General features: G+C 66.6%; 14 protein-coding genes. 9 read left to right on the top strand and 5 right to left on the bottom strand.

Annotated elements, in window-relative coordinates:
* Positions 1 to 101: 101 nt before the first annotated feature.
* A complete protein-coding gene (locus Q0C59_RS04915; RefSeq protein ID WP_291212505.1) occupies positions 102 to 908 on the bottom strand; it encodes a ComEC/Rec2 family competence protein in 807 nt (268 codons plus the stop codon).
* 110 nt (positions 909 to 1,018) lie between these two features.
* Here Q0C59_RS04915 and Q0C59_RS04910 point away from each other — a divergent pair, with 110 nt between their 5' ends.
* From Q0C59_RS04910 to Q0C59_RS04895, 4 genes are all read left to right on the top strand, one after another.
* A complete protein-coding gene (locus Q0C59_RS04910; protein WP_291212502.1) occupies positions 1,019 to 4,525 on the top strand; it encodes a DUF2126 domain-containing protein in 3,507 nt (1,168 codons plus the stop codon).
* A 95-nt stretch (positions 4,526 to 4,620) separates the two neighbouring features.
* The gene (locus Q0C59_RS04905; RefSeq protein ID WP_291212499.1) at positions 4,621 to 7,221 is read left to right on the top strand and encodes a circularly permuted type 2 ATP-grasp protein; all 2,601 of its coding nucleotides are present in this window, start codon (positions 4,621 to 4,623) and stop codon (positions 7,219 to 7,221) included.
* Between the two features lie 183 nt (positions 7,222 to 7,404).
* Positions 7,405 to 8,376, top strand: a complete 972-nt coding sequence (locus Q0C59_RS04900; protein WP_291212497.1) for a transglutaminase family protein — start codon at positions 7,405 to 7,407, stop codon at positions 8,374 to 8,376.
* A 70-nt stretch (positions 8,377 to 8,446) separates the two neighbouring features.
* Complete coding sequence (locus tag Q0C59_RS04895) at positions 8,447 to 8,914, top strand: RidA family protein (RefSeq protein WP_291212494.1); 468 nt, start codon at positions 8,447 to 8,449, stop codon at positions 8,912 to 8,914.
* A gap of 125 nt (positions 8,915 to 9,039) precedes the next feature.
* Here the strand turns inward: Q0C59_RS04895 and Q0C59_RS04890 are convergent, their stop codons facing one another.
* From Q0C59_RS04890 to Q0C59_RS04880, 3 genes are read right to left on the bottom strand one after another with little or no spacing between them, the layout of a single operon-like run.
* Positions 9,040 to 9,219: a hypothetical protein gene (locus tag Q0C59_RS04890; protein ID WP_291212491.1), complete on the bottom strand. Its 180-nt coding sequence runs from the start codon at positions 9,217 to 9,219 to the stop codon at positions 9,040 to 9,042.
* 2 nt (positions 9,220 to 9,221) lie between these two features.
* Positions 9,222 to 11,573, bottom strand: coding sequence for a DNA topoisomerase IV subunit A (gene parC / locus Q0C59_RS04885; protein ID WP_291212488.1), 2,352 nt, complete (start codon positions 11,571 to 11,573; stop codon positions 9,222 to 9,224).
* Between the two features lie 19 nt (positions 11,574 to 11,592).
* Entirely contained in the window at positions 11,593 to 13,563 is a 1,971-nt protein-coding gene (locus Q0C59_RS04880; protein WP_291212486.1) for a DNA topoisomerase IV subunit B, read from the bottom strand.
* A 167-nt stretch (positions 13,564 to 13,730) separates the two neighbouring features.
* Between Q0C59_RS04880 and Q0C59_RS04875 the strand changes: the two genes are divergently transcribed.
* The 5 genes from Q0C59_RS04875 to bamC all read left to right on the top strand — a co-directional run bounded on the left by Q0C59_RS04875 (position 13,731) and on the right by bamC (position 17,891).
* The gene (locus Q0C59_RS04875; protein WP_291212483.1) at positions 13,731 to 14,966 is read left to right on the top strand and encodes an MFS transporter; all 1,236 of its coding nucleotides are present in this window, start codon (positions 13,731 to 13,733) and stop codon (positions 14,964 to 14,966) included.
* Positions 14,963 to 15,172: a hypothetical protein gene (locus Q0C59_RS04870; RefSeq protein WP_291212481.1), complete on the top strand. Its 210-nt coding sequence runs from the start codon at positions 14,963 to 14,965 to the stop codon at positions 15,170 to 15,172. Before Q0C59_RS04875 ends, Q0C59_RS04870 begins: the two co-directional genes overlap by 4 nt.
* Positions 15,172 to 15,726: a bifunctional 2-polyprenyl-6-hydroxyphenol methylase/3-demethylubiquinol 3-O-methyltransferase UbiG gene (locus tag Q0C59_RS04865; protein ID WP_291212478.1), complete on the top strand. Its 555-nt coding sequence runs from the start codon at positions 15,172 to 15,174 to the stop codon at positions 15,724 to 15,726. Before Q0C59_RS04870 ends, Q0C59_RS04865 begins: the two co-directional genes overlap by 1 nt.
* 74 nt (positions 15,727 to 15,800) lie before the next feature.
* Positions 15,801 to 16,697: a 4-hydroxy-tetrahydrodipicolinate synthase gene (dapA, locus tag Q0C59_RS04860; protein WP_069045783.1), complete on the top strand. Its 897-nt coding sequence runs from the start codon at positions 15,801 to 15,803 to the stop codon at positions 16,695 to 16,697.
* A gap of 54 nt (positions 16,698 to 16,751) precedes the next feature.
* The gene (bamC, locus tag Q0C59_RS04855; RefSeq protein WP_291212472.1) at positions 16,752 to 17,891 is read left to right on the top strand and encodes an outer membrane protein assembly factor BamC; all 1,140 of its coding nucleotides are present in this window, start codon (positions 16,752 to 16,754) and stop codon (positions 17,889 to 17,891) included.
* A gap of 56 nt (positions 17,892 to 17,947) precedes the next feature.
* On the opposite strand, the gene Q0C59_RS04850 is transcribed toward bamC, so the two are convergent.
* Entirely contained in the window at positions 17,948 to 18,463 is a 516-nt protein-coding gene (locus Q0C59_RS04850) for a hypothetical protein (RefSeq protein WP_291212469.1), read from the bottom strand.
* Between the last annotated feature and the right edge of the window lie 16 nt (positions 18,464 to 18,479).

The raw sequence follows: 18,479 nt of genomic DNA, 5'->3' as shown, positions 1-18,479 counted from the left end.
CAAGCTTTTAGCGAAGCGAACGACTTTTTTATCAGGCCCAAGCCAATTAGTTCGCTAGCTTGTTGATTTCATTTAACTTTGTAGCGAGCAACTCTTTTACCTCACCCCACGATGGCGGACTGGTCGCCCACCACCAGCGCGGCCAGCACACCACCACTGCGGGGATCGCTCACGCGCTCGTCGATGCGCTCGCTCACGCTTTGGCGCAGGGCGTCCAGTGGGTGGTACCAGGTGGAACCCAGCCGCTGGGGCGCTGGGTCGCGCGGCCCGTTCCTCACGTAGCCGGTGGCCTGAATGCCCTGCTCCCAGAGCCAGCGTTCGCGGTCAAAACCATGGGGGTTCGACAGACCGTGGGGGCTGCGCAGGCGCACAGTGAAGTGCCAGCGGTCGCCCGCTCGCAGGGCCGGCGCCTTGGGTGAAAGCTCCCACAGTGAGGCGTCGGCAGCTGGCGCAAAACCGGCGTACCAACCCAGCTGGATGCGTTCGGGCAGCGTCACCGGCCCACTGGCGCGCGTGGCCTTCTCGACGATGAACTCGAACCGCTCACCCTGCGCCAGACGCTGGGGCAGCGACGCAATGCGTCCGGTGATGGCGATGTCCACACCCTGCAGGTCAGGCGCCAGTGCCTGGCTGGCAAAGTGCGCCGCGCGCGCTCCGGTGAGGCCGGATCCGACCAGCACACCTGCAAGCAAGGCACCGAGCCACGCGGCCCGCGTAGGGCGCAAGCGCCAAACCCCCACGGCCAGGGCCAGGCCACCGCAAAGCAACAAGGCGTAGGCCCACCACGGCCACAACACCGCTTGCTGCAACTGCAGCGCCACGCCCAGCACCCAGCCGGGCAGGCCAGCCAACCCAGCCCACCGCATCGTCAGCGAAGCACTTTGAACACCGCTGCAAATGCGGTGCATGCGATGGCGTCATCGTTCTGTGGCGCAAGACTTGCTAGGATGAGTCCCAGCGAGCACGGCCAAGCCTTTGCCTGACGATTCATTGTTTCCTCCCCGTTGAAAGCCCCCACATGGCCATTCATGTCGCCCTGAGCCACATCACACATTATCGATACGACCGGCTGGTCAAGCTCGGTCCCCAGGTGGTCCGTCTGCGGCCTGCGCCACACAGCCGCACCAAAGTGCTGTCGTACTCCCAGCGCATCGAGCCCGAAGGCCATTTCATCAACTGGCAGCAGGACCCGTTTGCCAACTACCAGGCCCGCCTGGTCTTCCCCGAGCCCACCACCGAGTTCAAGGTCACGATCGACCTGGTGGTGGAAATGGCGGTCTACAACCCGTTCGACTTTTTCCTCGAGCCGCGCGCGGAGAACTTCCCGTTCAGCTACGACGAGGAACAAAAGAAGGAACTCGCGCCCTACCTGGTCACCGCCCCCGTGACGCCCCTGCTCAAGGCGTATCTGGCCACGGTGGACCGCACGGAACGACGCACGATCGACTTTCTGGTCGATGTGAACCAGAAACTGCAGCACGCGATTGCGTACACCATCCGCATGGAGCCCGGTGTGCAGGCGCCCGAAGAGACGCTCAAGCTGGGCAGCGGTTCGTGCCGCGACACCGGCTGGCTGCTGGTGCAGATCCTGCGCCACATGGGCCTGGCCGCGCGCTTTGTGTCGGGCTACCTGATCCAGCTCAAAAGCGACGTGAAATCGGTCGACGGCCCCAACGGCCCCGAACAGGACTTCACCGACCTGCACGCCTGGTGCGAGGTGTTCCTGCCCGGCGCCGGCTGGATCGGTCTGGACCCGACCTCCGGCCTGCTCGCGGGTGAAGGCCACATTCCGCTGGCCTGCACACCGCAGCCCTCCAGCGCTGCGCCGGTGGAAGGCGCCATGGACAAGTGCGAGGTGGAGTTCAGCCACCACATGGGCGTGACCCGGGTCTACGAATCGCCCCGCGTGACCTTGCCTTATACCGACGACCAGTGGGCCGGCGTGGTGGCCCTGGGCGAGAAGGTCGACGTGGACCTGCAGAAACACGACGTGCGCCTGACCATGGGTGGTGAGCCGACATTTGTCGCCACCAGCGACCGCGACGCGGGCGAATGGAACACCGACGCGCTCGGCCCGACCAAGCGCGGTTACGCCACCGAACTGCTCAACCGCCTGCGGGTGGAATACGGCGCGGGCGGCTTCGTGCACATGGGCCAGGGCAAGTGGTACCCGGGCGAGCAGCTGCCCCGCTGGGCACTCTCGATGTTCTGGCGCGCCGACGGCGAAACCATCTGGAACAACCCCGCGTTGCTGGCCGACGAGCGCGACGACAAACACTACACCGCCGACGATGCGCGCCGCTTCACGCAGGCGCTGGCCCGCAAGCTGGGCCTGTCCACGCAATACATCACGCCCGGCTTCGAGGACACCTGGTACTACCTCTGGCGCGAGCGCCGTCTGCCGGTCAACGTGGACCCGTTCGACGCCAAGCTCGACGACGAACTGGAGCGCGCGCGCCTGCGCCGCGTGTTCACGCAGGGCCTGGAGGCCACGGTCGGTTACGTGCTGCCGCTGCAGGCCTCGGGCCCCCATGGCGCCCTGTCCAACAACGGCAAGAGCAACTATGCGCGCGTCTCGGGCACCGTGTGGTCCACCGGTCCCTGGTTCTTCCGCGACGAGCGCATGTACCTCGTGCCGGGCGATTCGCCCATGGGCTACCGCCTGCCGCTGGACTCGCTGCCCTGGGTGTCGGCCGGTGACTACCCGTACCACATCGAGCAGGACCCACACACCGCACGCGACCCGCTGCCGCGTGGCGCGGCTGTGAAGCACCAGGTCTCGCCGCACCAGGTGGGCGGTGGTTTTGCCGAAGGTGGCACGGTCTCCATGCAGGGCATGGACTTTGACCCCGACGCCGAAACCGTGCAAGGCCTGCGCGCCGGCCAGCCCGGCCCCGGTGCAGCACCGGCGCAAGCCTTGTCGGCCCGTTTCCCGCAGCGTGCCGAATCGGCCGCCTGGCTCACCCGCACCGCGCTCTGCGTGGAGGCCCGCGACCCGCACCGCTCGAACGGCCCCAAGGCCGAAAAGGCCGGCGGCGGCAAGATCCAGCACATTTACGTCTTCATGCCGCCCATGGCGCACCTGGAGGACTACCTCGACTTGCTGGCCGCGGTGGAAGCCACGGCCGAGCGACTGGGCATGACCATCGTGCTCGAAGGCTACCCGCCACCGCGCGACCCGCGCCTGAAGATGCTGCAGATCACCCCCGACCCGGGCGTGGTGGAGGTCAACATCCACCCGGCCCACACCTGGGGCGAGCTGGTGGAGCACACCGAGTTCCTGTACGAGGCCGCGCACCAGACCAAGCTGTGCGCCGAGAAGTTCATGACCGACGGCCGCCACACCGGCACTGGCGGAGGCAACCACTTCGTGATGGGAGGCGCCACGCCAGCGGACTCGCCATTCCTGCGCAAGCCCGAGCTGCTCGGCAGCCTCATTGCCTACTGGCACAACCACCCTTCGCTGTCGTATCTGTTCAGCGGCCTCTTCATCGGTCCGACCAGCCAGGCACCGCGCGTGGACGAAGCGCGCAACGACCAGCTGTACGAGCTGGAGATAGCGCTGGCACAGATCGAGAAGAACCGCACCACCCACGGCGACCACATGCCGCCGTGGATGGTCGACCGCACGCTGCGCAACATCCTGATCGACGTGACCGGCAACACGCACCGCAGCGAGTTCTGCATCGACAAGCTCTATTCGCCCGACACGCCCACGGGCCGCCTGGGCCTGCTGGAGCTGCGCGCGTTTGAAATGCCGCCGCACGCGCGCATGAGCATTGCCCAGCAGCTGCTGCTGCGCGCCCTGGTCTCGCGCTTCTGGCAGAAGCCCTGGCATGGGCGCCTCACCCGCTGGGGCACCGAGCTGCACGACCGCTACCTGCTGCCCACCTACGTGCGCATGGACTTCGAAGACGTGCTCACCGACCTGGCCGACTTTGGCTACAAATTCGACATGGCCTGGTTCGACCCGCACTTCGAATTCCGCTTCCCCATGGTGGGCCAGGTGGCCGCGCGCGGCATCGAACTCACCCTGCGCAGCGCGCTGGAGCCCTGGCACGTGATGGGCGAAGAAGGCGCGCCGGGCGGCACCGTGCGTTATGTGGACTCGTCGCTGGAACGCATCGAGGTGCGCGTGAAGGGCTGGAACGACAGCCGCCACGTGATCACCTGCAACGGCCGCGCCATCCCGATGCAGACCACCGGCACCGCCGGCGAATATGTGGCCGGCGTGCGCTACAAGGCGTGGAGCCCGCCGTCGGCGCTGCACCCCTCGATTCCCTCGCACGCGCCGCTCACCTTCGACATCGTCGACACCTGGATGAAGCGTTCCATGGGCGGCTGCCAGTACCACGTGGCGCATCCGGGCGGCCGCAACTACGACACCTTCCCGATCAACGCCTACGAGGCCGAGAGCCGTCGCATGTCGCGCTTCTTCCAGATGGGGCACACCCCCGGCCATATGGATGTGAAGCCCGCCAGCAGCAGCCGGGAGTTCCCAGCCACACTGGACCTGCGGTACTGACCGTTCGCCGGGTGAAACCCCTTGTGTGACGGAAGCAACAAGGCGGTGACCCCTGCGCAGTGCCGCCTGCAGGTCGGCGGGCATACTCGGGTGCAGTGAACAACGACGCCTCCGACTCCCTGTTTGACGAGCTCAGTCCCGACAACCCCGGCGACTGGGCTTTGTCCTTGTCGGTCCCCGCCGACCCGGGCCACCGCGACGAACTGCGTGCCGGCGGCAAGTCCGCCGGCGACACGTTGGCTCCCGCCTGGGACAGCTTCTTCGAACACATCGGCACCGACGGCCTGGCCGACCTGAGCCGGCGCAACGACAACCTCCAGCGCCAGATCCGCGACAACGGCGTCACCTACAACGTTTACGCCGACGCGTCGGCCGGCCTGCAGCGCCCCTGGGCGCTCGACCTGTTCCCGATGCTGGTCAACCCGCAAGACTGGGCACAGATCGAGACCGGCGTGCTGCAACGCACCCGCCTGCTCAACGCCATCATGGGCGACCTCTACGGCGAACGCGAACTGCTCAAGCGCGCGCTGCTCCCCGCCGCGCTCGTGCAAGGCCACCCGGGTTATCTGCGATCGATGCAGGGCGTGAAACCGCCGGGCGACACCTGGCTGCACATCGTCGGCTTCGACCTGGCCCACGGGCCCGACGGCCGCTGGTGGGTGGTGGGCCAGCGCACGCAGGCGCCGTCGGGCCTGGGTTACCTGCTGGAGAACCGCATCGCGATCGCGCGCCAGTTTCCCAAGGCCTTTGCCGGCATGAAGGTGCAGCGCCTGGCTGCCAGCTACCGCGCGCTCATGGACGGCATCAAACGCATGTGCCCCGAAGGCGAGAACGCGCGCATCGCCCTGCTCACGCCCGGTCCCTACAACGAAACTTACTTTGAACACGCCTACCTGGCGCGGTACCTCGGCCTCACCCTGGTGGAAGGCAACGACCTCACCGTGCGCGACCAGCGCCTCTACCTGAAGACACTCAGCGGCCTGGAGCCGGTGCATGCGCTCATCAAACGGCTGGACGACGAGTGGCTGGACCCGCTGGAACTGCGCTCCGACTCGCGGCTCGGCGTGCCCGGCCTGCTGCAGGTGCTGCGCGCCGGCAACCTGGTGCTGGCCAACACGCCGGGTTCTGCCCCGCTCGAATCCAGCGCCCTGCTCGGTTTTCTCCCCGCCATCAGCCGCCACCTGCTGGGCGAAGAGCTCGCCATGCCCTCGCTGGCCACCTGGTGGTGCGGCGAAGACGCTGCGCTGCGCGAAGTGCTGCCACTCATCAAGGGCAGCGTGATCAAACCGACCTACCCGCGCTCCGGCCTTGAAACCGCCATGGGTCAAAGCCTGAGCGAACGCGAGCTGGATGAATGGTCCGGCCGCATGGCGCGCCACCCCGATCACTACACCGTGCAGTCGTGGCTGCCACTCTCACAAACGCCCACCTGGTCGGGCGAACGACTGATGCCCCGGTCGGCCATGCTGCGCGTGTTTGCACTGGCCGATGGCGCAGGCTCGTGGCGCGTGCTTCCTGGCGGACTGGTGCGCCTGGCGCCCCGCGGTGAACTCATTGCCGCCATGCAGCGTGGCGGCAGCAGCGCCGACTGCTGGGTGCTCACCGACGGCCCGGTGGACCACACCAGCCTGCTGCAATCGGCTCCCAGCACGCTGGCGCTGGCGCAGCAAAAACAACCCGTGACCAGCCGCGCGGCCGAAAACCTGTTCTGGCTCGGCCGCTACACCGAGCGCGCTGAAAACAGCATCCGCCTCGCGCAGATCGTGCTCAATCACCTCGGTGGCGAAGAGCCCAACTCGCGACCCCTCATGGCCTGGCTCACGGCCACCGCCACCGAAAACTCGCTGGTGATTTCCGAAGCGCCGACTGCCACCGCATCGCCGCGCGTGTTCGCGCGCAGCCTCATGGCGGCGCTCTCGCCCAAAGCCTCCGATCCGCTGTTCGCCAAGTCGCACAGCGTGGGCTTCAACCTGCGTGCGCTCAAGGCCGCCGCCTCGCAGGTGCGCGAACGCCTGTCGCAAGAACACTGGCACCTGATCGAGCGCACCGAAACCTGTTTTGCGCGCGACTGCGCCGCCTTGTCCACCGACGCCGAATACGCCACCGCCGAAGCCCTGACGGCGCTGCAGAACGCCAGCGAACTGCTGGCCGCCATCACCGGTTCACAGACCGACCGCATGGTGCGCGACGACGGCTGGCGCCTGCTCTCCATGGGCCGCCACATCGAACGGCTCGTCACACTCTCGCGCTCGCTGTCACTGGCGCTCGAGCACGGCTGTGTGCACGACCAGGCCGGCTTTGAAGCGGTCATCGCGTTGTTCGACAGCACCATCACCTTCCATGCCCAGTACCAGCAACGGCGCGACATGGTGGCGCTCATCGACCTGCTAGTGATGGATCGCGACAATCCGCGATCGCTGGCCTGGGTGGTGCAGACGCTGCGCTCGCGCCTGGCCAAGCTGGCCAGCAGCGCCACACCACAAGACGCGGTGCTGGCCGAGGCCCTGCCCAACCCGGACACCTGGGTGCTGCCCGACCTGAGCAACTGGCAACGCAGCCCCGAAGGCCTGCGCACCTGGAGCGATCTCGCCGAACTGCTGGACGGCTGCGAACTGGCGGCGGTGGAGCTCTCCAACGAACTCAGCCGCCTGCATTTCAGCCATGCAGATCTGCGCAACCAGTCCCTGGGTGCCTAGCAACATGAGCCCCCACGCTCCGCACTTCGTGTCGTCGCTGCCCCCCGAGGGGGCGCTGGCCCTCCTTGGGACGGCCCGGCGGAGGTCCTGACAACATGAGCCCCCACGCTCCGCACTTCGTGTCGTCGCTGCCCCCCGAGGGGGCGCTGGCCCTCCTTGGGACGGCCCGGCGGAGGTCCTGACATGCTCCTGCGCATCCTCCACCGCACCCGTTACCGCTACCACGGCTCGATCGACCTGGCGCAGCACATGGTGCACCTGTGTCCGCTGGACACGCCACACCAGCGCCTGATCAACAACGAGTTGCGGATCGACCCCATGCCGGCTGCGCGCAGCCAGACCACCGACGTGTTCGGCAACCAGCGCACGTTCTTTTCACTGCAGTCCACCCACAGCGTGCTCACGGTGGAGGCCGACAGCCTGGTCGAGACCAGCGCCCACCAGCCGCTGCCCCAGACCCCACCCTGGCGCACCATGACCTGGGAGCGCGTGCGCGAGCATTTCCGCTACCGGGCCAACGCACCGTTCGACCCCGCCGCCGAATTCCTGTTTGCGTCGCCCTACGTGCCGCGAGACGACGCGTTTGCTGCATTCGCCCGTCCGGCGTTCAAACCCGGCCTGCCCGCGCTGGCAGCGGCGCAGGCGCTGATGGAGCGGATACACACCGACCTGACCTACGAGACCGCCAGCACCGAAGTGAACACCCCCGCGCTCGAAGCCCTTGCCCAGGGCAAGGGTGTGTGCCAGGACTTCGCGCACATCATGCTCGGCTGCCTGCGCACGCTGGGCTTGCCGGCGCGCTACGTGAGCGGCTATTTGCTCACGCGACCGGCACCCGGCAAGGTGCGCCTGATCGGCGCTGATGCCTCGCACGCCTGGGTGTCCGTGTACGTGCCGATCGTGAGCGAATCGGACGACGAGACCGAGTCCAGCGGCGCCTGGTTCGACTTCGATCCCACCAACAACCGCTGCGGCTGGGGCAGCCCGGGCGAAGACTACGTGACGCTGGCCACCGGCCGCGATTTCGGCGACGTCTCCCCCATGCGTGGGGTCATCCAGAGTGGTGCCGACCACACCCTGCAGGTCGCGGTGACCGTCGCGCCGCCCGACGAATTGAAAGTGCTCGAAGCGCAGGAGACAGGCTCCAAAGCCTGAGTCTTGCGCCGACTGCCCGATGCAAGGGCCGTCATTAGAATGGGTCGCTCATCCTTCTGGAGCATTCCCCATGAGCATTTACGACAAGCTGTCCCAACTCGGCATCGTCCTGCCGCCCGTCTCGGTACCCGCCGCCGCCTACGTGCCCTTCGTGCAGACCGGCAACCTCATTTTTCTGAGCGGCCACATTGCGCGCCAGGACGGCAAGCCCTGGGTCGGCCAGCTCGGCCTGACCATGACCACCGACGAAGCCAAGCCCGCCGCCCGCGCCGTGGCCATCGACTTGCTCGGCACCCTGGCAGCCGCCTGCCTGGCCGCGGGCAAAACGCTCGATGACGTCAAGCGCATCGTCAAGGTGCTCAGCCTGGTGAATTCCACCGCCACCTACACCGAGCAGCACCTGGTGACCAACGGCTGCAGCGAACTGCTCGGCCAGGTGTTCGGTCCGGTGGGTGCGCACGCGCGCAGCGCATTTGGTGTGGCGCAGCTGCCCATGGGCGCTTGTGTGGAAATCGAGCTGATCGCAGAGCTCGGTTGACCCCCGCACTGGGGTGACCCCCCGCGCGCCTCACGGCGCTCCCCCCTGAAGGGGGGGCGGCATCTGGGGCCGGCGGAGCCGGACCCTCGCTGCCCCTGGTGGGGGTCACTTCGCTCGAACGGGACTTACCGCTTCCTGCGCTCGCTGGCACGCCGCACCTGACGGCTCTGGGTCGCTTGTTCTGCCACTTGATCCTTGGCGGCTCGGCGCCGCGCAAAGTGCCGCACAGCAAAGCGAGTGACCCCAAACGCCAGCACCGCCAGCGCTGCCGCAATCACCACGCCGGTGAGTTCGCTGTTGTCCATGTTCATTCCACCCGTGTCACGCGGTTGGGCTTGAAGCCCAGGTCTGCGGCTTTGCCTTTGCGGCCGCGTGCGGCACGGGCGTTGTTCAGGCTGCGGATCTCCAGCGTTTCGTCGCGTTCCTTGCCGCCACGACCGATGCCTTCGATCTTCACGCTGCGGGTGTAGGCCGCCGCACCGGCCAGCGTGTCCTTGGGCTCCAGGTCGATCAACATCAGGCCACGGCCGCCCTTCTCCATCAGCTTGAGTTCGCCGATCTCGAAAGTGAGGATGCGACCGCCCGTGGAGGCGCAGCACACGTGGGTGGCGGCGTTCAGCGGTTGGCCGCCCGACGTGAACGCGGCGTGCGACGGCACGCAAGGCGTTTCGCCTTCGCCGAGGTTCAGGAAGGTCTTGCCGCCGCGCTGGCGCGAGACCATGTTCTCCACCGTGGCCAGGAAGCCGTAGCCACCCGTGTTGCTCAACAGCAGCGCGGCATTCGCCGGGCCGGCGAAGTAGTGCAGCGGCTGCGTGCCGGTCTCCAGCTCGATCAGCGTGGTGATGGGCTGGCCATCGCCACGCGCACCGGGCAGGCTGGCCACCGGCACGCTGTACACACGTCCGTTGCTGCCGAACACGATCATCGTGTCCACCGTGCGGCACTCAAACGTGCCGTACAGGCCGTCGCCCGCCTTGAACGCGAAGCTGCCGGCCTCGTGGCCATGGCCGGTGCGTGCGCGCACCCAGCCTTTGCTGGACACCACCACCGTCACCGGCTCGTCCACCACCTTGATCTCGGCCACGGCCTTTTTCTCGGTCTGGATCAGCGTGCGGCGCGCGTCGGCGAAGGTCTTGGCATCCGCTTCGATCTCTTTCACCATCAGGCGCTTGAGGCTGCCGGGGTTGCCGAGGATGTCTTCGAGCTTGCCCTGCTCTTCTTTCAACGACTTGAGCTCTTGCTCGATCTTGATGGCTTCCAGGCGCGCGAGCTGGCGCAGGCGAATTTCAAGAATGTCTTCGGCCTGCCGGTCGCTCAATCTGAAGCGTTCGATCAGCGCGGCCTTGGGATCGTCGGCCTGGCGAATGATCGCGATCACCTCGTCGATGTTGAGCAGCACCAGCTGCCGGCCTTCGAGGATGTGGATACGGTCCAGCACCTTGGTCAGGCGGTGCTGCGAACGGCGGGTGATGGTGCTCTGGCGGAATTCGATCCACTCGTTGAGCATCTGCCGCAGCGACTTCTGCGTTGGCCGGCCATCGATCCCGATCATGGTGAGGTTGATCGGTGTGGAGCTTTCCAGGCTGGTGTGCGCAAGCAGCGCGGTGATGAGTTCCTGCTGCCCGATGCGGCTGCTCTTGGGCTCGAACAAGAGGCGCACCGGTGCGTCCTTGCTCGACTCGTCGCGCACGCCGTCGAGCACCATGAGGATGCTGGCCTTGAGTTGCGTCTGTTCTTGCGTCAGCGCCTTCTTGCCGGTCTTCACCTTGGGGTTGGTGAGCTCTTCAATTTCTTCCAGCACGCGCTGCGTGCTCACGCCCGGTGGCAACTCGGTCACCACCAGTTGCCACTGGCCGCGCGCGAGGTCTTCGATCTTCCAGCGCGCGCGCACCTTGAGGCTGCCGCGTCCGGTGCGGTAGGCGTCGACGATGTCGCCCGCCGGGCTGATGATCTGGCCGCCACCGGGGTAGTCGGGCCCGGGCAGGATGGCGAACAACTCGTCGTCGGTGAGCTTGGGGCTCTTGATCAGCGCCACGCAGGCGTCGGCCACTTCGCGCAGGTTGTGGCTGGGGATCTCGGTGGCCAGGCCCACGGCGATACCGGAGGCGCCGTTGAGCAGGTTGAACGGCAGGCGCGCGGGCAACTGCTTGGGCTCCACCGTGGAGCCGTCGTAGTTGGGCACAAAGTCCACCGTGCCTTCGTCGATCTCGTCGAGCAGCAGCGTGGTGATTTTGGCCAGCCGCGCTTCGGTGTAGCGCATGGCCGCAGCGCCGTCGCCGTCGCGCGAACCGAAGTTGCCCTGGCCATCGATCAGCGGGTAGCGCTGCGCGAAGTCTTGCGCCATGCGCACCAGCGCGTCGTAGGCCGCCTGGTCGCCGTGCGGGTGAAAGCGGCCGAGCACATCACCGACCACACGCGCACTCTTCACCGGCCGCGCGGCCGTGTTGTTGTTGGGACCGCTGAAACCCAGGCCCATGCGGTCCATGCTGTAGAGGATGCGCCGCTGCACCGGCTTCTGGCCGTCGCACACGTCGGGCAATGCGCGGCCCTTCACCACAGAGAGCGCGTATTCGAGATAGGCGCGCTGCGCGTAGTTCGCCAGGTTCAGGCCGTCGTCCGGTTCGGACAAGGGCAGTTCGGGATTCAGGATGTCGGACATGCGTCGGTTCTAAAAGGGGTCAGATGTCCACGTCGACCGAGTCGCCGTGCAGTTCCATGAGCTCGCGGCGCGAGGCGGCTTCGCCCTTGCCCATGAGCTTGGTGATGAGGGCTTCGGTGTCCGCGAAGTTGATCGCGCCCAGCACCACCGGCATGAGGCGGCGCGTGTCGGGGTTGAGGGTGGTGTCCCACAGCTGTTCGGCGTTCATTTCACCCAGACCCTTGAAGCGGCTGATCTGGCACTTGTCGCGTGCCACGCCATCCTTCTCGGCCTTGTCGAGAATGGCGTGCAGCTCGCCGTCGTCCAGCGCGTATTGCTTGAGCGCAGGCTTCTTGCCGCGCGCGGGCACATCGACCCGGAACAGCGGCGGGCGCGCCACGAACACGTGGCCGGCTTCGATGAGTTTGGGGAAATGGCGAAAGAACAGCGTGAGCAGCAGTACCTGGATGTGCGAGCCATCCACGTCGGCATCGGACAGGATGCAGACCTTGCCGTAGCGCAGACCGCTCAGGTCGGGCGTGTCGTTCGGGCCGTGCGGATCGACACCGATGGCCACCGAGATGTCGTGGATCTCGTTGTTGGCAAACAGGCGGTCGCGCTCGACCTCCCAGGTGTTGAGAACCTTGCCACGCAGCGGCAGCACGGCCTGGCACTCTTTGTCGCGGCCCATCTTGGCGCTGCCGCCGGCCGAGTCGCCCTCGACCAGAAACACCTCGTTGTGAGCGAGGTCCTTGCTTTCGCAATCGGTGAGCTTGCCGGGCAACACCGCCACGCCGGAGCCCTTGCGCTTCTCCACCTTCTGGCCCGCCTTCTGGCGAAACTGCGCGGCCTTGATGGCGAGTTCGGCGAGCTTCTTGCCGTAGTCCACGTGCTGGTTGAGCCAGAGCTCCAGCGTGGGGCGCACGAAGCTGCCCACCAGGCGCACCGCGTCACGCGAGTTCAGGCGTTCCTTGATCTGGCCCTGGAACTGCGGGTCGAGCACCTTGGCGGAAAGCACATACGAGGCGCGCGCAAACACGTCTTCGGGCAATAACTTCACACCTTTGGGCAGGAGCGCGTGCAGCTCGATGAAGCCTTTGACCGCCTGGAACAGGCCGTCGCGCAAACCGCTTTCGTGCGTGCCGCCCGCGCTGGTGGGGATCAGGTTCACATAACTCTCGCGCACCGGCTGGCCGTCTTCGGTGAAAGCCACGCACCAGGCGGCGCCCTCGCCTTCGGCAAAGCTCTCGTGCCCACTGTCCGCAAAGCCTTCGCCCTCGAACAACGGAATCACCGGTTCGCCGTTGAGCGTCTGCTGCAAGTAGTCGCGCAGGCCGCCTTTGTAGAGCCAGGTCTGGATGTCCTTGGTCTTCTCGTTCACCAGGGTCACTGTCACGCCGGGCATCAGCACCGCCTTGCTGCGCAGCAGGTGGGTGAGTTCGGCCATGGGCAACACGGCGGATTCAAAGTACTTGGGGTCGGGCCAGGCGCGCACCGTGGTGCCCTGCTTGCGGTCGCCTTCGCCCTTCGGCGTGATGACCAGTGCCTCGATCACGTCACCAGCCGAGAACGCCAGCCTCGCCACCTGGCCTTCGCGGTAGCTGGTCACCTCCAGCCGGGTCGAGAGTGCGTTGGTCACGCTCACGCCCACGCCGTGCAGGCCACCCGAGAAGCTGTAGGCGCCGCCCTTGCCCTTGTCGAACTTGCCGCCCGCGTGCAGCCGGGTGAACACGAGTTCGACCACGGGCGCTTTTTCTTCGGGGTGCAGGCCGAACGGGATGCCACGGCCGTCGTCGTCCACGCTCACCGAGCTGTCGGTGTGCAGCGTGACCTTGATCTTTTTGCCGTGCCCGGCCAGGGCCTCGTCGGCCGCGTTGTCGAGCACCTCTTGAATGATGTGCAGCGGGTTGTCGGTGCGGGTGTACATGCCCGGGCGCTGCTTGACCGGCTCCAGGCCCTTGAGAACGCGGATCGAGCCTTCGGAATACACGGGGGGAGTTTGGGTTGCCATGGGGGCGGATTGTAAGCACCGGAACCCTCAAAGACTGTATGAAGATACAGATATCCGCCCGCACGGTCGGCTTCCATGCCTGCCCGGCATCAATCGGCCGAGCCGATATCAAGAGCCCGCTCCGGCGGCGACAGGTCAAGGCCGGTCTTCTTCGCTACAGTCGCCGGATGTCTTCTGCCCCACCCACCCGCGCCCAGCTCTCGACCTTTCAGGTTCTCGCCTGCGGCGCCCTCATCGTCACGCTCTCCATGGGCATCCGCCATGGCTTCGGCCTGTGGCTGCAACCGATCACCCAGGCACAAGACTGGACCCGCGAGAACTTCGCTTTTGCGCTGGCTGTTCAAAACCTCTCCTGGGGCGTGTTCGGCATCTTTGCCGGCATGGCGGCCGACCGCTTTGGCGCGTTTCGTGTGCTGATCGGCGGTGCGGTGCTCTACGGCCTGGGCCTCATCGGCATGGCCCTGACCACCACGCCCATGACCTTTGCGCTCACCGCCGGCGTGCTGATCGGCGCCGCGCAGGCCGGCACCACCTACGCCGTGATCTATGGCGTGATCGGGCGGCAGATCTCGGCCGACAAGCGCTCCTGGGCCATGGGTGTGGCCGCAGCGGCGGGCTCCTTCGGGCAGTTCCTCATGGTGCCGGTGGAAGGCTGGCTGATCAGCAGCTTCGGCTGGCAAGAGGCGCTGTTGTTCCTGAGCGCGGCGGTGTTGTTGATCGTGCCGCTGGCCTGGGGCCTGCGTGAGCCGGGTTTTGGTGGCGGCAAGGCGCCAGCGCGTGAACAAACCATTCTGCAAGCGCTGCGCGAGGCCTTCCGCTACCGCAGCTTCCAGTTGCTCATGGCCGGCTATTTTGTGTGCGGCTTCCAGGTGGTGTTCATCGGCGTGCACATGCCGAGCTATCTGAAAGACAACGGCCTGTCGCCGCAGGTCGCGAGCTACGCGCTGGCGCTCATCGGGCTCTTCAACGTGTTCGGCACCTACGCGGCCGGCGCCCTCGGCCAGCGCATGGCCAAGCGGCACATCCTGTCGTTCATCTACTTCGCGCGCGCCGTGGTGATCGCCATCTTCCTGATCGTGCCGCTCACGCCCATGAGCGTGTACGTGTTCGCCAGCGTCATGGGCCTGCTGTGGCTCTCCACCATTCCGCCCACCAACGCGGTGGTGGCGCAGATCTTCGGCGTGGCCCACATGTCCATGCTGGGGGGTTTCGTGTTCTTCAGCCACCAGATCGGCAGCTTCATGGGCGTGTGGCTGGGCGGCGTGCTGTACGACCGCACCGGGAGCTACGACATCGTCTGGGTCATCTCGATCGCGCTGGGCGTGTTTGCCGGCTTGATCAACCTGCCGGTGCGCGAGACACCGATCGAGCGCGCCCCGCAGCGCATGGGAGCCGCGGCGTGAATCTGGACCCCCACTCTCCGCCGCTGCGCGGGTCGCTGCCCCCCGAGGGGGCTGAGCCGCCTTCGGGCGGCCGTGCGGCGGCTCGCCTCTGGCAGCGCGCCCTGGTGTGGATGGGCGTCATCGCCATCCTGCTGGGCACGCTCACGCTCTACAACCAGCCGGGCTTTCTGGTGAACCTGGCCGATCAGCTGTGGAGCTGTTTCTGATGCACGGCACGGAGGCGCCATCGGCCTGGGTGCAACGCTGGGCGCAGCTCGTAGAACCGGGCGGATCGGTGCTGGATGTGGCCTGCGGCCAGGGCCGGCACCTGAAGTGGTTCGCACAACGCGGCCACCCAGTCACCGGAGTCGACCGATCGACTGAAGCGATCGAGGCTGTGAAGCCCTTCGGCCGCGCTGTGCTGGCCGACATCGAAAACGGCCCCTGGCCGTTTGAAGGCGAGACCTTCGACGCGGTGGTGGTGACCAACTACCTCTGGCGTGCGCTGCTGCCCGTGATCACGCGCAGTGTGGCGCCGGGCGGCGTGTTGATTTACGAAACCTTTGCCATGGGCAACGAGAGCGTGGGCAAGCCCTCACGGCCCGACTTCCTGCTGCAACCCGGTGAACTTCTGAAGGCCCGCGAGGGTCTGCACGTGGTGGCTTACGAAGACGGCTTCTGCGACCGGCCCGAGCGCTTCGTGCAGCGCATTGCGGCGGTGCGAAAACACCCGGGGACACCCGACTCGCCGCCCCGGTATCCGCTGGATGCCACTGGGTAGAATGCACGATTCGCGCGAGATGCCGCGCCCTGCGGGGCCGGGTCCCCAAAAGCGCCCCATTTGAGCCTGCAGCAATGAACACCATCACCGGCAGCATCGTGGCCCTGGCCACCCCCCTGCATGAAGACGGCAGCGTGGACTACCCCACCCTGCGCAAACTCATCGACTGGCACATCACCGAAGGCACCGACTGCATCGGCGTGGTCGGCACCACCGGCGAGTCGCCCACCGTCACGGTGGAAGAGCACTGCGAAATCATCCGTGTGTCGGTCGAGCAGGCCAAGACGCACGGTGACAAGCGCGTGCCCATCATGGCCGGCTGCGGCGCCAACTCCACCCGCGAAGCCATCGAACTCGCACGCTTCGCGCAGAGCGTGGGCGCCGACTGCCAGCTGCAGGTCGTGCCCTACTACAACAAGCCCACGCAAGAAGGCCAGTACCAGCATTTCAAGGCGATTGCCGAAGCCGTGGGCGACCTGCCCACCGTGCTCTACAACGTGCCCGGCCGCAGCGTGGCCGACATGCACCACGAGACCGTCCTGCGCCTGGCCCAGGTGCCCGGCATCGTCGGGATCAAGGAAGCCACCGGCAACATCGAACGCGCGCAGTGGCTGATCCGCGAAGCGCCCAAGGGCTTTGCCATCTACTCGGGCGATGACCCGACTGCGGTGGCCCTCATGCTGTGCGGCGGACAGGGCAATGTGAGCGTCACCGCCAACATCGCGCCGCGCCTCATGCACGAACTCTGCGTGGCCGCCATCGCAGGTGACGTGAAACGCGCCATGGACATCCAGTTCCGCCTGATGCCGGTGCACAAACAGCTGTTCTGCGAAGCCAACCCGATTCCGCTGAAATGGGCCATGGCCCGCATGGGTCTGTGCCGTGAGACCATGCGTCTTCCGCTCACCCCCATGTCGCGCCATCTGGTGCCACAAGTCGAAGGCGCGCTGCAACAAAGCGGCCTGGTCTGACTCCAACCCACTCTTCTGTCCACCCCATATACCCGGTCTCCACCGAGCTCCCCCATGTCCACTCCCGCTCTGAATCAGACCTCCCGCCTTCAGTCCTGGGCCGGCGCTGCTGCGTGGTCCCGCCTGGGCCTGGTAGCCGCTGCCGCCCTCATCGCCTCGGGCTGCTCCATGCTCCAGGAAGACAAGATCGACTACAAGAGCGCCCAGCGCGGCAGCACGCTGGACGTGCCGCCCGACCTGACCCAACTCAGCCGCGACTCGCGCTATAACGTGCCGGGCACCACGGTGACAGCCAGCGGCTACCAGGCCGCGCTGCCGACCCAAGCCACCGCCGCCACCACCGCGGTGAACACGGTGGGCGACGTGCGCATCGAGCGCGCGGGCAACCAGCGCTGGCTGGTGATCGACCGCCCGGCCGACAAGCTCTGGAGCCCTGTGCGCGATTTCTGGCAAGAAAACGGCTTCCTGCTCGACATCGACCAGGAAGCGCTGGGCATCATGGAAACCGACTGGGCCGAGAACCGCGCCAAGCTGCCGCAAGACTTCATCCGTTCGACCATCGGCCGGTTGTTCGAGAATCTTTACTCCACCGGTGAACGTGACCGCTTCCGCACCCGCCTGGAACGCACCGCCAACGGCGGCACCGAGGTCTACATCAGCCACCGCGGCATGGTCGAGGTCTACTCCACCAAGGACAAAGACCAGACCGTCTGGCAGCCCCGCCCGGCTGACGTGGAACTGGAAACCGAATTCCTGCGCCGCCTGATGGTCAAGCTCGGCGTGACCGAAGCGCAGGCCCAGGCGGTCACCGCTTCAGCACCCGCGCAGGCCGCGGCCAAGGTCACCATGGTGAACAACGTCCCCGTGGTGCAGTTCGTGGACAACTTCGATCGCGCCTGGCGCCGCGTGGGTCTCTCGCTGGACCGCACCGGTTTCACCGTGGAAGACCGCGACCGCACCAAAGGCATTTACTTCGTTCGTTATGTCGAACCCGTTGTCGACGCCAAGGAACCCGGCTTCTTCGGCAAGCTGTTTGGTGGCTCGAAGAAAGAAGCGGCCACCGAGCGCTACCAGGTCGTGGTGCGCAGCGTGGACACCGCCACCACCGTCTCGGTGCTGGGTGCGCAAGGCCAGCCAGAGGGGTCGGCCAATGCGCGCCGCATCACGCAGCTGCTGGCTGACGACCTGAAATAAGCAGGCACTGCACAGAGAGCAAAGGCCGCCTTCGGGCGGCCTTTTTCATGGCGGGTTTACAGCCCGAGCTGGCTCGCGGGAAACGACGGCGTGCTCCGGAGCCAGCACTCGTTCACCCGCTCCTGCAGCGCCACGCGCCGCTCGGCATCCCTGCTGGCCACCAGCGTGTTGCGCAGCGGGTCCAGCCGCTCCAGCGTCCACACCGGCGAGCCGATGGCGCTGGGCAACTCGGCGCCCGCGACACCCGCGCAGGCGTGTGCCTCCACCAGATGCGACCAGGTCACGCGCCACTGCACAAACCGCGGGTGCAACAGGCGCAGCTGGTCGTAGTGCCGCGCCAGCATCTTGAGCGTGCGCCCGCGGCGCGCCCAGCGGTTCAGGGCATCGACCACCGCGCGCTCGCCCAGCGGCCAGTCGGCAAAGTCCGGGTCGCTCAGGGTGATGTGGTTCCAGCCTTCCAAAGCGGCGACCTCGAACGCCAGGCGCACGGTGTCTGCGAACACCTGCCGACCTTGGAGACGGCCTGTGGGCAAGGCTGGCGGAGCCGTGCCGGCGGTATCGGTCTGAGTCATGGCGAAGTCCTCAGTG

Source organism: Hydrogenophaga sp., from assembly GCF_022844385.1.
GTDB lineage: Bacteria > Pseudomonadota > Gammaproteobacteria > Burkholderiales > Burkholderiaceae_C > Hydrogenophaga.
This window is presented reverse-complemented; position numbering and strand designations above follow the sequence as displayed.

What these genes read in the sequence shown, in the direction of transcription:
- Q0C59_RS04915 (WP_291212505.1), bottom strand. Translation starts at nt 908, where the DNA reads ATGCACCGCATTTGCAGCGGTGTTCAAAGTGCTTCGCTGACGATGCGG.
- Q0C59_RS04910 (WP_291212502.1), top strand. Translation starts at nt 1,019, where the DNA reads ATGGCCATTCATGTCGCCCTGAGCCACATCACACATTATCGATACGAC.
- Q0C59_RS04900 (WP_291212497.1), top strand. Translation starts at nt 7,405, where the DNA reads ATGCTCCTGCGCATCCTCCACCGCACCCGTTACCGCTACCACGGCTCG.
- Q0C59_RS04895 (WP_291212494.1), top strand. Translation starts at nt 8,447, where the DNA reads ATGAGCATTTACGACAAGCTGTCCCAACTCGGCATCGTCCTGCCGCCC.
- Q0C59_RS04890 (WP_291212491.1), bottom strand. Translation starts at nt 9,219, where the DNA reads ATGGACAACAGCGAACTCACCGGCGTGGTGATTGCGGCAGCGCTGGCG.
- parC (WP_291212488.1), bottom strand. Translation starts at nt 11,573, where the DNA reads ATGTCCGACATCCTGAATCCCGAACTGCCCTTGTCCGAACCGGACGAC.
- Q0C59_RS04880 (WP_291212486.1), bottom strand. Translation starts at nt 13,563, where the DNA reads ATGGCAACCCAAACTCCCCCCGTGTATTCCGAAGGCTCGATCCGCGTT.
- Q0C59_RS04875 (WP_291212483.1), top strand. Translation starts at nt 13,731, where the DNA reads ATGTCTTCTGCCCCACCCACCCGCGCCCAGCTCTCGACCTTTCAGGTT.
- Q0C59_RS04865 (WP_291212478.1), top strand. Translation starts at nt 15,172, where the DNA reads ATGCACGGCACGGAGGCGCCATCGGCCTGGGTGCAACGCTGGGCGCAG.
- dapA (WP_069045783.1), top strand. Translation starts at nt 15,801, where the DNA reads ATGAACACCATCACCGGCAGCATCGTGGCCCTGGCCACCCCCCTGCAT.
- bamC (WP_291212472.1), top strand. Translation starts at nt 16,752, where the DNA reads ATGTCCACTCCCGCTCTGAATCAGACCTCCCGCCTTCAGTCCTGGGCC.
- Q0C59_RS04850 (WP_291212469.1), bottom strand. Translation starts at nt 18,463, where the DNA reads ATGACTCAGACCGATACCGCCGGCACGGCTCCGCCAGCCTTGCCCACA.